We start from the raw sequence: 16,372 nt of genomic DNA on the forward strand, positions 1-16,372 counted from the left end.
GTATATTATTAATGTGTTTAACGCCGGCTTAGCTCAATTGGTAGAGCAACTGACTTGTAATCAGTAGGTTGTCAGTTCAAGTCCGACAGCCGGCACTCTCGCCCATATAAGTAAAGTTGATGTCCTTTTTAATAGTAGCAAATTGGAAGATGAATGGAACACGGTCTTCATTTGTTGACTTTATAGGCAAACTTAATAACAAGAACAATGAGATTACTTCTAGACTAGTGATTTGTCCACCATTTACCGCATTTTCAGACAGTATAGAGTTGAGCGATAATATTAATATAGGAGCACAGAATTGCCATTATAAAAAATCTGGTTCTTACACAGGTGAAATTAGCGCAGAAATGTTAAAGGAATTAGGGTGTACTTACGTAATACTTGGGCATTCTGAAAGGGCTAACGAAACAGATAGTGAAATAAAACTTAAGTCGGAAATAGCAATAGAATCAGGCTTACACCCAATTATCTGTGTAGGTGAAAATTCAGAAGATTATAAGAATGAAAAAACAAAAGAAGTAATAGAATATCAATGCAAAAACCGTTTGCCAACACACGGTGAATATACCGTAGCATATGAGCCAATATGGGCAATAGGCACAGGTCATGTGCCAAATAATGATGCAATTGCTGAGGTGATAGAGGTAATAAAATTGTGTACTGGTAAAAAACACATTACATATGGTGGTTCAGTCAGTTCAGAAAATATAGAAAATTTGTTAAATATTTCAAATTTATCAGGAGTTTTAATTGGCAGTGCAAGCTTAGATTTCGATCACTTTTATAAAATCATACAACAAGTTGAAAAAAAGTTTTCTCTTATCAATTCTAAAATCAGCAACTAAGAATCCTATAGCAAATGGCATCATTCCAGTGTCAAGCATATATCTGTACGAACATCTAGTAAAACGACATACTGACCTATAGCTAAAGTGACTTAGGTTTACCGATAATTTGAAAAACAAAAATTCGTCATTCCGCTACTTGTTAGCGGAATCTATGCCAAGATACCGCGGCGGTATGACGTAGGAAAACCTTTCTTGGGTTAGCTATAGCTAAAGTAATCTAGAAAATTAACGATATTTTATTCCCCGGTGAACGCTCTATTTTGTTTTCCAACTCTAGTTCTAAAAGAGCCATTAGAGCTATGTTGGCAGAAAGTCCGCTTGCTAATATAAGTTCATCTATATCAACAGGTACAGAGTTAATATGATCAACTATAACAGATTTTGCCTGTTGTAATTTTTCTTGTTTTTGGTTAACAGCATAGTGCTCAACATTAAATAGGTTTTTTTGCTGCGGAGGTAAACTAAACCTAACACTTTCTATTATGTCATCAGCGGACTCGATAAGCTTAGCACCGTTTTTAATTAAATAATTACTACCACTACAGCGTGAATCTAAAGGGAAACCAGAAACTGCAAATACCTCTCTCCCTTGATTTAAAGCAAAATCTGCTGTTATTAGAGAGCCAGAACGTTTCGATGCTTCAATCACTACAACACCCAGCGATAGACCAGATATAATTCGATTCCTTTGAGGAAAATACTGAGGCTTTGGTTTAGTAGCAAATGGAAGCTCAGTAATTACTAAACCACCGTTCCCAGTGATTTTTTTGTATAGATCAAAATTCTCTTTTGGATACACCACATCAATTCCGCTTGCTGTAACAGCAATAGTGGGATGATTTTTGTATATTACACTGTTTGCTGCGGTATCGATTCCTTTTGCAAGTCCAGAAACGATAACAAAACCAGCTTCGCTTAAATCAAGTGCTAGTTTACTGGCAAAATTTCTTCCATTCATCGAAGAGTTGCGCCCACCGATTATTGCAATTATCTCACGGCTTAATAATGATATATTACCAAACGCAGTTATTATAGGAGGACAACTAGAGATATTTCTTAAAAGATCAGGGTAATCTGGGTCACATGCGGGTATAATTTTAGCTCCAATTCTTTCTGCATTATTGATTTCTTCTCGTGCATCTTGAATGCCATACACCTTATTATTAGCCACCCTATTGAGATATTTTAGCACCTCATCTAGCGATCCATGTGTTCTTAGTATACTAAAAAACTTTATTGGTCCTATAGTTCTAGCCAAGCTTAACCATACTTCTAATTCTTTGTTGTTCAATTTATTTATCTTCATAAAAGGCTTGAATTTCTTATCAATTTAGTGTACCCAAGATAATACAAATATACAGTGTTTTATGACGCATTTTGTTACAGATAAATGCATAAAATGTAAATATACGGACTGTGTGGAAGTATGTCCCGTTGACTGCTTCTATGAAGGTAAAAACATGCTCGTGATTAACCCAGATGAATGTATTGATTGCGGAGTGTGCATACCTGAGTGTCCAGTAGATGCAATTGTAACTGATGATTCCATAAAAGATATTTTAGAATTAGATGAAGAATTACTGAGCAGCGAACAAAAAACTTTCAAGTTATTTTACGATATAAATGTAGAATACTCACAAAAATGGCCAAACATTACAGCTAAAAAGCAACCTCTCTATACTGCAGAAGAGTATAAGGAAAAAAAGGATAAAACAGCTTATTTTGATGAAAATTTAGAGTAATACTGCTGAAGAGGAAGAAACTTCTTTTATATCTTATCCTGTTTGTCTTTGGTTATTGAAAATGGTCGCATTATTTAGGTTTTTAGTAATATTTAATATTAGATTAATAATAATCTACTTGGAAACAACGAAAGATTATGTTAAATATAGAATTAACGAATTATTATATAACTTTTAGTAGGATGACAGTATTATAAAATTTAGAGGCATCAAAATGGAAAATCACGCTAAAGAGAGTATAAACCCAACAAAGCATAAAGTAGTATTACCAAACTCAAAAACAATCAATATTGAAGGAACAAAATTTAAGTATGAAATACATTACGATCAATTAGATGAGAAAGATCTCCTTACGATTGAAAAATACGCTAATTATATTTTTCATGCCTACCAAGAGAGATATGATTTAGATATGAACACAGATCATACTGTTAAAGGCTTTACATATAACAACTTAGCAAATTTGTCTGACGATGATTATGATTCTATTACCGCGGATTATCACGAATACCATTATCACAGTGAGTCTATAGCTAATGATTTGACAACAATGATTTATGTTACTCTAAATTTGTATAATGAGAAAAATTACGGCACTTCTTTCCCAAGAGGCGAATTTATAAGAGATGTAGCAGAAGAATTAAAAAACATTGGATTAGACGATAATCAAGGAGAGTTAAATACAGAAGAGAGACCTAAAACAACAATTAATCAGGAGAAACAGGAAAAAGAATTAAAGGAATCTGATCAACAAGATGTTATAACAACTACTGATCACCCGCTAGATGATTATAATCATGATTATCACTTAATAGGCTAGCAAGTAGCGCTAGCAAAAATTAATCAGGAAAAAGGGTTAGAGGGAGCAAGATGTTATCTGATCACTCGCCAGATGAATTATAGTCGTGAGAACCTGTTCATAATCTTTTGAGGATAGGTATACAGATTCCAAAATGAACGGTTCTCACAACCTTTAGTTTTTATTGCTGAAAATAATCATAATGTTAAGTTTTTAACATTATTTAATACTAAGTTAATATTAATTCATTGATAAATTTTTAGCTATAGAAGCAGGTTTTTATTGAAGATAAAAGTATCTTCTATATGCTATATAGCAAAACATAGAATGCCCATGATTCCAACTATAGCAATTTTAAGTGGTGGATTTTCTTGCGAGAGAAGTGTCGCTTATGAGCGGAAAAGCCGTAAAGAAGGCACTTGATAGCCTTTCATATAATGCAATAGAAATAGATGTTGACAGCAACATTGTTGAAAAGCTTAAAAAGATTAATCCGGGCCTTACTTTTATTGCTCTGCATGGACCTTATGGTGAAGATGGTTGCATTCAAGGTTTATTGGAAATCTTAGGTATAAAATATACACACTCAGGAGTTATGGCTTCTGCTGTTGCTATGAATAAAGTGATGTCAAAGCATATATTTCGATCCCTTAGTATCGACACTCCAAAAGGTTATGTAATTAGCCAAGAAGATCTACTAAAAAATAATATTAAAATCGATTATCCGTACGTCTTAAAACCAATTAACGAAGGTTCTAGCATCGGAGTGCATATTGTTTCCTCATATGAAGACCATTTAAAATTTAAAAATGACGCTATCATACTTGATGTCATTCAAGTAGCTGACACTGGAATCCAGAAAAAAGAACCAGTGTCAGCTACCTCTATGACAAGAGACTTGATGATCATAGAAGAATATGTCCCAGGAATAGAGTTACATACTGCTGTATTGCTAGATGAAGCAATTGGCACTATGGAAATACGACCAAAAAATAAATTCTATGATTATGAAGCAAAGTATACAGATGGATTTGCAGAACATATATTTCCTGCTGAAATTCCTGACAATATATATAAAATGACCTTGGAACACGCACTGAAAATTCATCAATTTTTAGGCTGTAAAACTATTTCCCGCTCAGATTTCCGTTATAATCCCAAAAATAACACTTTAAAAATGCTTGAGATTAATACACATCCTGGCTTTACTGAGTTATCGTTAGTGCCAGAAATTGCAAAATTGGCAAAAGGAATCAATTTTAATGAATTAGTTAAAATTATTATTGAAGATAGTTTGCAGCACAAAAATATTAGGGATTTAAGTCATGTTGAGCAGTATTACTAGAAGCCAAAGGAGTTTTTTGCGCAAGTGCGCTTTCGTTATTATAACTGCGCTTTTTTTTACATTAGTACTTTATAGTTCACTTGATAAAATAATAAATCGATTTAATTACTACTTTACTTGGTGTAATGAGTGCCTATCCAGTTTATTACTCAGCAATGGATTTTCAATCGATGAAGTAGTCGTGAGCGGCAACAAATTTACAAACAAAAAGGACATTCTAAGTTTGACAGATAGAACGCAACCTATCCTGTATATATCACTTTCAAAACTTGCCGGTAACATACAATCCGTAAGCAGATGGATAAAATACGTAGGAGTTCACAGAATTTTGCCCAATACCCTACATATTAATATAGATGAGCATAAACCGTTTGCTCTCTGGAAAGATAATAACAAAACCTCGGTAATTGATTTCGAAGGCAAAGTGATCGTAGATGACTATCCAGTAGATGATCTTGTTGTAATTACAGGACAAAACTCGTTATCAAACCTAGAATTTGTTAGAGATGTGTTAGAGAGTAAAACTCAATTAAGTAACCACATTTCTTCTTTTGCTTATATAGGGAATAGAAGATGGAATATCATACTTGATAACGATTCCACAGTGAAACTGCCTGAAGATAACCCTTCTAGTGCATGGGACTATTTAAACCACTTGCACAATACAACTGATTTTACTTTCAGCGATTGGAGTATTATTGATATGCGTATTACTGATAAAATTTTTGTGAAGAGGTGATCTGCTGTCATCCAAGTAGCGGGATGACGAGCTTATCGTCATGCTGCCGCGAACCGTCATACCGCCGCGGTATCTCTTAGCCGCTAACACGTAGCGGGATGACGAGTTACTATACCGCCGCGAACCATCATACCGCCGCGGTATCTCTTAGCCGCTAACACGTAGCGGGATACTTAACCGTCATACCGCGATTCATTCGCGGTATCTCAGCCGCTAACAAGAGATCCCGCTAACACGTAGCGGGATGACGGTTGTCGTTTAGCTACAAACATTAAGAAACTTACCAAATGGAAAAAAAGGCAAAAGAAACCCCGTGGTAATTAGTGTTCACTTCCTAATCCTGCAAATTGGCGTACTATACTGTCTTAAACGACTTATAAGCGCGTTTCAGCTTATATAGGTAAAAACCTAGAAATGTTGTGAAGACATAAGGTGCACATAGTGCAAAAAATTAAAAATAAGACGCCAACTACGTTGTTTTCTTGCTGTTTAATCTGCACAGATGAAGATAACTGAATACCTTCATTGTCATAATAAGGGGGCCGGCGAAACTTGTCAAGCAAGTTTTTTCGTTTCTATAAATCTGGATTTCAGCGTTATGCGCTGGAATAACAACGTAAGGTAAATTTTTCAACATCCCAAAATTACAGAATTTAGTCTGTTTAATTAAGTGTGAAAGGTTACGATCATGCTGAGTCATTAGGAAAGATTAGAATATACAGCAGCTATAAAAACTGTTTAATAGCCACCCAAAACCCTTATTTCCCACTCAAGTTCAACATTAAATTTATCCTTCACTGCATCTTTTACTCTGTTGCCAAGGTTTTCCAAGTCAGATGCAGTTGCATTATCGTAATTGAGCAAGAAGTTACAATGTTTCTTAGAGATTCTAGCTCCACCAATATTTAACCCTAGGCAGCCAGATTTATCAATTAACTCCCATGCTCGGTAGTTTTTTGGATTTTTGAATATGCACCCAGCAGTTTTTCCTCTTATTGGCTGGCTTTTATTTTTTTTCTCAACAATTTCTTTTAACCTTTGCAATATAAGCTCATGCTCTGAGTTTACTCCTTTAAACTCAGCTTCAACAAAAATCCAATTTCCTTTTAAGCTATGTCCACGATAAAAATATCCCATTTCTTTGCTGGAGAACTCATATAGGTTTCCATCCTCTAGGTTCACTGCTTTTATGGATTGTACAACGCTTGCGATGTCACTACCATACGCACCTGCATTCATTTCTATTCCGCCACCAACTGTTCCTGGAATTCCAACTAGAAACTCGAGTCCACTAATTTGTTGCTCTCCTGCAAAGTAAGCAAGGTTCCTGAGCAGCGCAGCACCACCTGCAACAATGGAGTTGTTACCCTTACTTTTAATATATGCAAACTCCTTACCTAATTTTATTGTTATTCCTCGAATGCCACTATCTCGTACTATTATGTTGGATGTTGCACCAATAACGCTAACTGGCAGTTCAGTATTTTTAATCAAGTATGTTAAATCTTCAATATCACATGGTTTAAATAACACATCAGCTCGTCCACCGACGTTTAACCACGTCGCTTTAGACATTAAGATGTCATAACGATAGATTCCACGTACTTTAGGTAAGCTTATAAGCATTTTGATTTCAACTCTAGTCCTGCATCCATACCCATTTTCTCCGCATCTTCTATAAATGAAGTGCGCTCAGTGAAGTATATATTTTTTCCACTTGCTAACATACAACAAAGGTGTAGCATATTTTCGTTCACATATTCAGCCAAAGCTGCAAGTGGTGTAAAACATGAACCATTCACTGTCTTCATAAAACTGCGCTCTGATTTCACTCTTATAAAAGACATATTATTATTAATTTTCTCTACAAGATCGATAATTTTTACATCATTCCTTCTACATTGAATACAAATCGCTCCCTGTCCCACTGCACTTAACATAACTTTTGGTGGCAATACCTCTGTAATTAAGTGATTCTTTTCTAATCTTATGAGTCCTGCTTCAGCTAGAATTATTCCATCAAAACTTTGATTTTGCAATCTAGTTGTTACATTTCCACGTAGCGATATTATATTTAGATCTGGTCTAACATTTAACAACTGAACTTTTCTTCTTATTGAAGAAGTGGCAATAGTAGCCTGCTGTGGCAAAGACTCAAGGCTATTGTGTTTATGAGAAATAAACGCATCGCATGGACTTAGCCTTTCTAAAACACAAGGAATTGTTAAACCCCCTGAGAAAAACGCAGGCACATCCTTTAGCGAATGAACTGCCATATCTATATTATTTTCGAGCAATTCAGCCTCAATTTCTTTAATGAATAATCCTTTACCTCCTATTTCAGCAAGATTTGCGTTTGCATACTTATCTCCAGAAGTTTTTATCTTAACAATTTCAATAGATAAGTTAGGAAAAGAGTCCAGCAACTTTTGTTTTGCTTCCAAAGCCTGGGCAACTGCAAGCTTGCTTCCTCTGGTACCTATTTTGACTAGCATATGTATGACTGTTTGAATACCAAACCTTAACCTAATTAATTATTTAAACACTTTGGTAGCGTGTATCGCATGAACTTCGGTTACCATCTCTCTGATGTCATCCGAGTAGCTGACTACTTGGATCGAGTTTAATTCATCATATGAGCCTTTGCATTTATTGTACTTTAACTTAAAACCAAAAGCAACTTTGCCTTTACAAAATAATAACCTTTTATATGCATAAATAAGCTTACTGGATTCTAGTACTTGCATGACAGCAGTCCTACGTCATACCGCCGCGGTATCTCACATAGATCCCGCTAACAAGCAGCGGGATGACGATTGTCAGGGTGTCATCCAAGTAGCCTCTTTCTTGTCATCCCAGTGCCCAGACACTGGGATCCAGAAAACTTAATTTTAACCAAGTGGCTGCATAATAAAGACTGGATCCCAGACTGGAATGACACCCTACTTAACCGTCATACCGCGATTCATTCGCGGTATCTCAGCCGCTAACAAGAGATCCCGCTAACACGTAGCGGGATGACGAATTACTATCTACACCGTCATACCGCCGCGGTATCTCTTAGCCGCTAACACGTAGCGGGATGACGAGCTTATCATCATGCCGCCGCGAACCGTCATACCGCGATTCATTCGCGGTATCTCTAGATCCCGCTAACAAGCAGCGGGATGACGGTTGTCGTTTAGCCATAAATATTTAAGAAATTTACCAAACGAAAAAAAAGGCAAAAGAAGCCCTAGTCATTGTCTACTTTCAGTATTGGCGTTTTTTAAGTCTTAAACACTGCAATTTAGCTGCTTTTAAGTGCAACTAACCTTAACTAAAATGTTTAAGAAATTTACTAAGCAGAAAAAAAGGCAAAAGAAACCCCGTGGTAATTAATGTTCACTCTCTAATCCTGCAAATTGGCGTACTATACTGTCTTAAACGACTTATAAGCGCGTTTCAGCTTGTGTGGGTAAAAACCTAGAAATGTTGTGAAGACATAAGGTGCACATAGTGCAAAAAATTAAAAATAAGACGCCAACTACGTTGTTTTCTTGCTGTTTAATCTGCACAGATGAAGATAACTGAATACCTTCAGTACCATGATAAGGGGGCTGGCGGAGTTTGTCAAGGAAGTTTTTTTGTTTCTATAGCTACTTGGATAGGTTATTTGGGCAATAGAGAATTTTACAAAAATCTATTTTTAACTTACACTGCAATTTTAAACCTACAACTTATGTACAACAGGCTTATAGTCAAATCTTTTTCAGTATTATGCATCTGTTTATTTGCTTTATACATAACACTGCCAAATTTCTTTGATAATAAGCTTTTTATTTCGAAAAAAAGAATAAACTTAGGCCTTGACCTGAAAGGAGGGGCATCTTTGCTTCTAAACATAGACTTAGACTTCTATTTTAAGGAAAAGCTAGGCATGCTAGCAGGTGAGATAAAAGAGACATTGCTAACAAAAAATATTGAATCTAACGTACAAAATAGCGAACAAGTAATTGTAACTTTAAATAATATTGATGATTATAAAAAAGCATCTGTGTTGATTAATGCGATAAATCCAAATTTAGAGCTAAATAGAAAAGATTCTTCAATTCTCATTTCGTATAAACCCCATTATAAAAATTCTTTGATCAGTGAAGTAGCTGCAGAATCAATAAACAATGTCCAGCGCCGTTTGGACAAACTTGGCACAAAGGAAGTCAGCGTTCAAAAACAAGGGCAGAATAAAATATTAGTGCAGGTGCCTGGAGTAGAAGACACCGAGCAGATAAAATCTCTGCTTGGCAAAACTGCTAAGCTAGCTTTTCATTTGGCAAACACTAACATAGCCAAGGTGCAGGATATAGATCACGAAACTACTGTCATGCTCAAGGATTCTTTAGGTAATTCTTATCCAATATTCCGCAAAACTGAAATAGGTGGCGATTCGCTGGTTAACGCATCAGTTAGATTTGGTCACTTAGGTAAACCAACAGTGCATTTTAAATTTGACAGCATAGCGAGTAAAAGATTCGCGAAAATCACTAAAGAAAATGTGGGAAAACCTTTTGCAATTGTTCTGGATAACACAGTCTTAACAGTACCTACAATACGTGAGCCAATTTTAAATGGAGAGGGAGAAATTAGCGGTAATTTCACTGAAAAACAAGCAAGCGAACTTGCAATACTTTTAAAATCTGGAGCACTGCCAGCACCACTTAAAATAATTGAAGAAAAAAACATTGGCCCAAGCCTTGGAGAAGAATCAATAAAGGCAGGGGAAATGGCAGCAACAATCTCTATTATAGCCGTGGCTTTATTTATAATTATCACTTACGGCAAATTAGGTATATTAGCTTCTGTTGCGCTTTTTTCTAATGTAATTCTTATATTATCAATTCTCACTCTGCTTGAAGCAACTCTAACTTTACCTGGAATTGCAGGTATTGCACTCACTGTCGGTATGGCGGTGGATGCAAATGTTTTAATATTTGAGCGAATTCGCGAGGAAATCAAATCTGGCAAGAGAGTGGAACGTGCTATTGAAGAAGGGTTTAAAAACGCTATAAAGACAATACTGGATTCAAATATCACAACACTCATTGCTGCAGGAATAATGTTCATTATTGGCAGCGGAGCAATTAGAGGCTTTTCTGTCACTTTATCAATAGGAATTTTATGTTCGATGTTTTCTGCAATCACAGTCACAAAACTCCTGATAGAGTTGTGTATGAACCCGAAGGAACTAGTGCTTTGTTAGTCAACCACCTTCATTCCCACAACGTTATATCCTGAATCGACGTGCAAAATTTCTCCAGTAGTGCCACTACTTAAGTCGCTTAATAAGTATAACGCTGCCTTGCCAACATCCTCTATTGTAACATTGCGTCTAAGCGGAGAATTATTTCTATTCCATTCTGATATGAAGTGAAAATCGCTTATTCCAGAAGATGCTAAAGTTCTGATTGGACCAGCGGAAATTGCATTTACTCTGATATTTTGTGGCCCGAGATCACATGCTATATATTTTACACTTGCTTCAAGTGCTGCTTTACATAAACCCATAACGTTATAATTTGGCATAACTTTTTCAGCGCCATAATAAGATAAAGTAAGTAAACTACCACCACCTGACATCATTTTTTCAGCTCTTTGCGCTAAAGCAGTGAAAGAATAGCACGATATATGCATTGCATTGAGGAAGTTATTCAGTGAAGTATTGACATATTTACCATCTAACTCATTTTTATCGGAGAATGCTATTGCATGCACCAAAAAGTCAAGAGTACCCCATTTTTTCTCTATTATTTCAAAAGCGTTATCTATGATTTTTTCATTTGAAACGTCACAGTGTAATATTAGCTCCACATTTAATTCATCTGCTATTGGTGATAGTTTTTCTTTTATTATTTCATTCTGGTAGGTGATTGCAAGTTCTGCCCGTGCTCTGAGAGAGCTTTTGCTATACCGCATGCTATCGATCTCTTATTTGTTATTCCAGTTATTAACCCCTTTTTGCCTTGTAATAGACTTGTCATCATAGAACTATCTGTTTTTATAATTTGGAGTATTAACTAGATAAAGTCAATTATGTTTTAAAACATTTTTTGCAGTAACTTGAAGTCTAATACCACTGTTAACAAAAAGGCAGCGATGAGAGTTTCTATAGGGAGAGTAGACCAGCGGACCTTCCCCGCCAGCCTCTCACAGAACCTTACTATTACCCACAAATATAAATGTTTGTTGCATAGCTCTTAATGGCATAACTTTTGCTTGAAATAACTGTTTATATGGTGCAATTTACAGCTTTTAGTTGCTAAAATTATAACTCTTAGTTTAATAATTTTAATCCAATAAGCTTTCAGGTTAATAAAATTAAATTATTTGAGTAAATACAATACTATGTTTTTATTTGTGGGTAATAGTAAGCTCGCAGAACCCTACGTGAGGTAGAGTGGGCAGCCAGCGAGTTACTTGTTAAGTACTTTTCCAACAACCCCTCTCCGAACCTTACTATTACCCACAAATATAAATGTTTGTTGCATAGCTCTTAATGGCATAACTTTTGCTTGAAATAACTGTTTATATGGTGCAATTTACAGCTTTTAGTTGCTAAAATTATAACTCTTAATTTAATAATTTTAATCCAATAAGCTTTCAGGTTAATAAAATTAAATTATTTGAGTAAATACAATACCATGTCTTTATTTGTGGGTAATAGTAAGTCTCCGAACCACGCATGATCGTTTCCGTATCACGTGGCTCTCCAATAATCTAACGTTTTAAGGAGTCACCATCATATTTTCCATATTGGATTTTCTTATGGCATTCATGACAAACAACAAGAGTCTTCCTCTGTCGTTCAATCATTCTCTTTTTCCATTTCGGTAGCTCAGTATTACGTTTACCTAGCAAATCAGCAAGTTTACGTACGTGATGTACTTCAATCTGCTCTTGTGATTTACATAATTCACAAGTTTGTGCCAATAGTCTTTGCTCTATTTCACTACGCTTATTCCATATTGGTATAAGGTTATCACTTATACTTACCCATTTATTCCATTTTAGTGACACAGCACCAAAGTGTGTAATTAATGGTATCTTTGATGGTAAACGATCTACTCTGACTTGGATGACTTTTCGTTTTTCACCTTCGTCGTTTTCAATCATTGCACCAAATTTTCTATAAATTTTCCTGCAAGTTGTTTTGTATTTAGATGCTAAAGTCTTTACTAATGATACTTCCATCACATACTTCAAATAACTTAGTGTGTGAAGGTTGTAGGCCATTTTGTAATATTGTACAATTCCTCGATATTCAGTTTGATACTGAGCAACAATACTGTAAGCTGTATCAAGTGTACGTTGAGGTAAATGTATAGGCTTTCCACAACGCATATATTCAGAACACTTTTTCTGCTTTATATGATGTGGTACACGTAACCCAATACTACCGTTAATACATCGTTGTGTCCGATGATCATGTTTATCATCTGCATGCAAGACGTGTATTTTATAACCTAAAAAATTGGCTTTGCTATCACACGCGTGTGTAATAAGCGTTTTATCTTCATTAAGCATAAGTTTGAGCTCCTCATTGAGGAATTTAGCAATCTCATTTTTAATTTGTTCAGCTTCATTTTTTGGTCCTGCAAACCCTACCAGAATATCATCAGCATACCTAACATACCAAAGACGTCGATAATTTAGATCACAAGAATCCTTAGATGGCATACCCTGCACTAATTGACGCAGTTGTTTTGCTTGATCCCAGTTCCCTTGTTTTCTCATCATCGATACTTGCATGGTTAACCTTAAATATTTTGGATTTGTCTTTCTTCGCTTACCTCGGTTATTTGCTGGTATTAGTATATGTTCCACATGTTTATCTAACCGATCGAGTAATATGTTACTCAAAATTGGACCAATAATAGAACCTTGTGGTACCCCACTATGACTCTTATTGTACTTCCAATTTTCCATATATCCTGCTTTTAGCAGTCGATTGATTAGCTGAATAAAACGGTTATCTTGGAAGCTTTCACTCAGTATTTTCAACAACATAGTATGATCAATTGAGTCATAACATGCACTGAGATCTCCCTCTATAAACCATTTTGTACCTCTGCCTTTTTGCATTACTGCTCTTAATGCAGTGTGGCATCCACGCTTTGGTCGAAATCCATGTGAACATTCACTAAATTTAGGCTCATAGTAGGCTTCCAATATTAATCGGATTACTTCTTGAAGTAACTTATTTGACCATGTTGGCAATCCTAACGGCCTGCGTTTACCACTCTTCTTTAAAATATAGATACGTTTTACTGGTGTCCACCGATATCGCTCATAGCGTAAATCCTCTATGATTTTATCGATTTTCTCCAAAGACATACCATCAACTGTTTCAGTTGTCACACCTTCTGTCATAGCACCTTTATTACGACAAAGTTTGCCATACGCTCGAAGGTAAAGATCACGCTGATAAAGTAGGCGATATACGTTTTTAACCGGCAAATTTCTTTGTCCACGTTCACGTATAATGTTAAGTATTGTTTCAGCTTTCCGCATCTTGCGTACCTCCCAATTTCAACATTCAATTATCTGTCACCCTTTGCCCTGTATGTGGCTTTCCCACGCTCCCCGGTGATTCGTTACTTTCACGACTACTACGATGACTCCGTAACCATAGAACTCGCGTTCCTTAGGTCATCCCATGTTCCGTCACTAAGAACTGTTCTAGATCAACTTAGGTTTTCCATTCATCCTCTTAAATAAGTTCACTACTTATCGTTCTACAGCCAGAATGTCACACAAACGAAAGTTTAATCTGTGCTTACCGTAGACATGGGGTTTTAAATGCGATACCCATGGATGTGAAGTCCCACCCCTGAAGATTAGAATTCAAGCAGTTTAGCTTTAACCATATTGATCAGGTGTTGCAAGCCGTTATCTTACACATCTTCAGATAACTCTCGCTTTACATACATGCTCTTGTCCTCCTTCCCTTTCGGGTTAAAGTTAGTTGTTCACCTCGAGGCCATTTATTCTGAACCCCGCTTAGCTCTGCTAAGTATTTCTTAATGCGTACCACGGCGCACACTCGCGTCTCATAAAGCTCCCACTAGTCATTGCCCTAACCCTATACTTAATTTCCAGTGCACAAAAAGATTTGGTCTACTCTTTGCGATTCTTTCTAGTAACTTAGCTGCTTTGGTTTTATGCCTACTCAGCTTCTTGTACTTTGTCTGAAACCACTTTCTGAGTTTCCTATTAAACATTCTTATTATGTCCTCTAGCGCAGTTATGTGATACTTCCCGTAATAGTTAAACCAACCCCTTAGAATTGGATTACATATTCGTGATATATCTTCTATTTCCAAGTTTGTTCTTCTAGCAAATTTCCAGCCTCTAATTTCTTTCTTCATCTTTCTCAGACTTTCTTTACTTACGGTTGGAGTAAAACTTACAAATAGACTACCATCTTTTCTATTTCTTACAAGCCTTTTGCGAAATTCATATCCTAGGAATGTAAATGACACATTCTCATGACTATCCTTTCGTTTTCCATCTTGACAGTAGATGATTTTGGTCTTTGTATGTTTTATTTCCAGCTTGCAAGTCTTCAGTCTCTGCTCAAGTTGACTTAAAATTAGTTGTGCTTGGATCTTGCTTACACAATGTATAACACCATCATCAGCATATCTTGCCCACTTTACACTTGGATATTTTCTTCTCATCCACACATCAAAGCTGTAGTGCATGAATAGGTTACTTAAGATAGGACTAACTACACCTCCCTGCGGCACTCCGCTGAGACGCTTTATCTTTGTTCCATCTTCAAGTTGTATATCTGCACTTAGCCATCTTTGTATGTATAAGAGAACCCATTTGTTTGTAGTGTGCTTTCTGACTGCTTTCATCAGTAGATTGTGGTCTATGTTATCATACATTCCCTTGATGTCAAACTCTATTAACCAATTTTGGTCGAAGCATCGCTTCCTGGTTTGTCCTATGGCATCTAATGCTGATTTATTTGGCCTATAACCATATGAATCCTCATCAAATACCTTCTCAAGTTCTGGTTCTAAAACACTTCTTACAACTTCCTGTGCTATACGATCCGAGACAGTTGGTATTCCAAGTGTCCTTGTCCCTCCATCTGCCTTGGTTATATCACAAGCCTTAACTGCAGGTGGAAAATAACTACCAGATGATAGCCTATTCCATAGCCTGTAAAGGTTCTTGCTTAAGTCTTGATCAAACTTTTCAATTGTTAGATCATCAATACCTGCTCCTCCTCTGTTTTCTTTAACTCTTTTATAAGCCATAAACACTAGAGATTTCGGTATATCAAAAGGCTTTGTTCGTTCAATCATTTTCATCCTCCTTCAAGTTGAATGATTTACTAAAGTCGACTAGTTCAACCCCTTCGCTCCATGGTCATTACAACCACTTCTTCACTACTACGAGTTGATCCGCCCCAGTGATTTGTATCGCTACTCTAAAGCTTGAGGATTTGCCTCTTGCTTGTCTCGCTTTGCATCAAATCGACTGGTTCCTGCAGTTCCTTATTAAAGCCCAGATCAGACTCACGCCACCTTTATGCCGAACACCGCCTACACAGTAATCAGGTTCCCTGTACGCTTTTAAGAGGAGAACAACTCACTCCTCCTTTCGATGTTCACTTCCCTTTTCGACACGTTCATCAGTGGTTCACTTACGTTCGCCTTTCTGATCCACACCTTCCAGCTCTTACGCTGATTTTTCCTTAACGCTTATGACCCTATCTCTTAAATAGAGCCACTTAAGGTGGTTTGAAACCTGCTCCTGAAAACCGATTTCGAAGGACCTTCCTTCATCTTCAATAAAGCTTCTCACAAACATTACCCTGTTTGTTGCTGCAGCACACCATCATTC

Annotated in this window: 12 protein-coding genes, 1 tRNA gene and 2 pseudogenes; 7 read left to right on the top strand and 8 right to left on the bottom strand. The window is 36.3% G+C overall.

Annotation, left to right across the window (positions count from 1 at the left end; genetic code table 11):
* The first annotated feature begins 22 nt into the window (after positions 1–22).
* Positions 23–95 (top strand) — tRNA-Thr (locus tag NMD99_RS00600).
* A 24-nt stretch (positions 96–119) separates the two neighbouring features.
* Positions 120–848, top strand: a complete 729-nt coding sequence (locus tag NMD99_RS00605; protein WP_265016707.1) for a triosephosphate isomerase — start codon at positions 120–122, stop codon at positions 846–848.
* A gap of 220 nt (positions 849–1,068) precedes the next feature.
* Here NMD99_RS00605 and dprA read toward each other — a convergent pair whose 3' ends face one another.
* Positions 1,069–2,157, bottom strand: coding sequence for a DNA-processing protein DprA (dprA, locus tag NMD99_RS00610; RefSeq protein ID WP_253309148.1), 1,089 nt, complete (start codon positions 2,155–2,157; stop codon positions 1,069–1,071).
* A 61-nt stretch (positions 2,158–2,218) separates the two neighbouring features.
* Here dprA and NMD99_RS00615 point away from each other — a divergent pair, with 61 nt between their 5' ends.
* From NMD99_RS00615 to NMD99_RS00630, 4 genes and pseudogenes are all read left to right on the top strand, one after another.
* Positions 2,219–2,593 (top strand): ferredoxin family protein, encoded by a 375-nt coding sequence (locus tag NMD99_RS00615; RefSeq protein ID WP_010082601.1) that lies wholly within the window; start codon positions 2,219–2,221, stop codon positions 2,591–2,593.
* 214 nt (positions 2,594–2,807) lie between these two features.
* On the top strand, positions 2,808–3,413 hold the full coding sequence (locus NMD99_RS00620; protein WP_253309146.1) for a hypothetical protein: 606 nt from the start codon (positions 2,808–2,810) through the stop codon (positions 3,411–3,413).
* Positions 3,414–3,719: 306 nt separating this feature from the next.
* Positions 3,720–4,737: pseudogene (locus NMD99_RS00625) on the top strand (D-alanine--D-alanine ligase).
* Positions 4,718–5,476 carry a cell division protein FtsQ/DivIB gene (locus NMD99_RS00630; protein ID WP_253309145.1) on the top strand — a complete coding sequence of 253 codons (759 nt, stop codon included), beginning with the start codon at positions 4,718–4,720 and terminating at the stop codon, positions 5,474–5,476. Before NMD99_RS00625 ends, NMD99_RS00630 begins: the two are co-directional and overlap by 20 nt.
* Before the next feature lie 738 nt (positions 5,477–6,214).
* On the opposite strand, the gene murB is transcribed toward NMD99_RS00630, so the two are convergent.
* The 4 genes from murB to NMD99_RS00655 form a co-directional block, all read right to left on the bottom strand.
* The gene (gene murB, locus NMD99_RS00635; protein WP_253309144.1) at positions 6,215–7,102 is read right to left on the bottom strand and encodes a UDP-N-acetylmuramate dehydrogenase; all 888 of its coding nucleotides are present in this window, start codon (positions 7,100–7,102) and stop codon (positions 6,215–6,217) included.
* Positions 7,093–7,971, bottom strand: a complete 879-nt coding sequence (gene hemC, locus NMD99_RS00640) for a hydroxymethylbilane synthase (RefSeq protein ID WP_264688058.1) — start codon at positions 7,969–7,971, stop codon at positions 7,093–7,095. The genes murB and hemC overlap by 10 nt, the downstream gene beginning before the upstream one ends.
* Positions 7,972–8,010: 39 nt before the next feature.
* On the bottom strand, positions 8,011–8,223 hold the full coding sequence (locus NMD99_RS00645; protein ID WP_253309142.1) for a hypothetical protein: 213 nt from the start codon (positions 8,221–8,223) through the stop codon (positions 8,011–8,013).
* 313 nt (positions 8,224–8,536) lie between these two features.
* Positions 8,537–8,665 carry a hypothetical protein gene (locus NMD99_RS00655; RefSeq protein ID WP_264736160.1) on the bottom strand — a complete coding sequence of 43 codons (129 nt, stop codon included), beginning with the start codon at positions 8,663–8,665 and terminating at the stop codon, positions 8,537–8,539.
* Between the two features lie 532 nt (positions 8,666–9,197).
* Here NMD99_RS00655 and secD point away from each other — a divergent pair.
* A complete protein-coding gene (gene secD / locus NMD99_RS00660; protein ID WP_265016790.1) occupies positions 9,198–10,715 on the top strand; it encodes a protein translocase subunit SecD in 1,518 nt (505 codons plus the stop codon).
* Here secD and NMD99_RS00665 read toward each other — a convergent pair.
* The 3 genes and pseudogenes from NMD99_RS00665 to ltrA all read right to left on the bottom strand — a co-directional run bounded on the left by NMD99_RS00665 (position 10,712) and on the right by ltrA (position 15,831).
* Positions 10,712–11,496 (bottom strand): annotated as a pseudogene (locus tag NMD99_RS00665) (enoyl-ACP reductase FabI). The gene secD and the pseudogene NMD99_RS00665 overlap by 4 nt on opposite strands.
* 733 nt (positions 11,497–12,229) lie before the next feature.
* On the bottom strand, positions 12,230–14,023 hold the full coding sequence (locus NMD99_RS00670; RefSeq protein ID WP_253309139.1) for a reverse transcriptase/maturase family protein: 1,794 nt from the start codon (positions 14,021–14,023) through the stop codon (positions 12,230–12,232).
* Between the two features lie 557 nt (positions 14,024–14,580).
* Complete coding sequence (gene ltrA / locus NMD99_RS00675; RefSeq protein ID WP_253309676.1) at positions 14,581–15,831, bottom strand: group II intron reverse transcriptase/maturase; 1,251 nt, start codon at positions 15,829–15,831, stop codon at positions 14,581–14,583.
* Between the last annotated feature and the right edge of the window lie 541 nt (positions 15,832–16,372).

It is taken from the genome of Wolbachia endosymbiont of Listronotus oregonensis, from assembly GCF_031205055.1.
GTDB lineage: Bacteria > Pseudomonadota > Alphaproteobacteria > Rickettsiales > Anaplasmataceae > Wolbachia.

What these genes read in the sequence shown, in the direction of transcription:
- murB (WP_253309144.1), bottom strand. Translation starts at nt 7,102, where the DNA reads ATGCTTATAAGCTTACCTAAAGTACGTGGAATCTATCGTTATGACATC.
- NMD99_RS00605 (WP_265016707.1), top strand. Translation starts at nt 120, where the DNA reads ATGTCCTTTTTAATAGTAGCAAATTGGAAGATGAATGGAACACGGTCT.
- NMD99_RS00630 (WP_253309145.1), top strand. Translation starts at nt 4,718, where the DNA reads ATGTTGAGCAGTATTACTAGAAGCCAAAGGAGTTTTTTGCGCAAGTGC.
- NMD99_RS00615 (WP_010082601.1), top strand. Translation starts at nt 2,219, where the DNA reads ATGACGCATTTTGTTACAGATAAATGCATAAAATGTAAATATACGGAC.
- NMD99_RS00670 (WP_253309139.1), bottom strand. Translation starts at nt 14,023, where the DNA reads ATGCGGAAAGCTGAAACAATACTTAACATTATACGTGAACGTGGACAA.
- NMD99_RS00645 (WP_253309142.1), bottom strand. Translation starts at nt 8,223, where the DNA reads ATGCAAGTACTAGAATCCAGTAAGCTTATTTATGCATATAAAAGGTTA.
- dprA (WP_253309148.1), bottom strand. Translation starts at nt 2,157, where the DNA reads ATGAAGATAAATAAATTGAACAACAAAGAATTAGAAGTATGGTTAAGC.
- secD (WP_265016790.1), top strand. Translation starts at nt 9,198, where the DNA reads ATGTACAACAGGCTTATAGTCAAATCTTTTTCAGTATTATGCATCTGT.
- hemC (WP_264688058.1), bottom strand. Translation starts at nt 7,971, where the DNA reads ATGCTAGTCAAAATAGGTACCAGAGGAAGCAAGCTTGCAGTTGCCCAG.
- NMD99_RS00655 (WP_264736160.1), bottom strand. Translation starts at nt 8,665, where the DNA reads ATGGCTAAACGACAACCGTCATCCCGCTGCTTGTTAGCGGGATCTAGA.
- NMD99_RS00620 (WP_253309146.1), top strand. Translation starts at nt 2,808, where the DNA reads ATGGAAAATCACGCTAAAGAGAGTATAAACCCAACAAAGCATAAAGTA.
- ltrA (WP_253309676.1), bottom strand. Translation starts at nt 15,831, where the DNA reads ATGATTGAACGAACAAAGCCTTTTGATATACCGAAATCTCTAGTGTTT.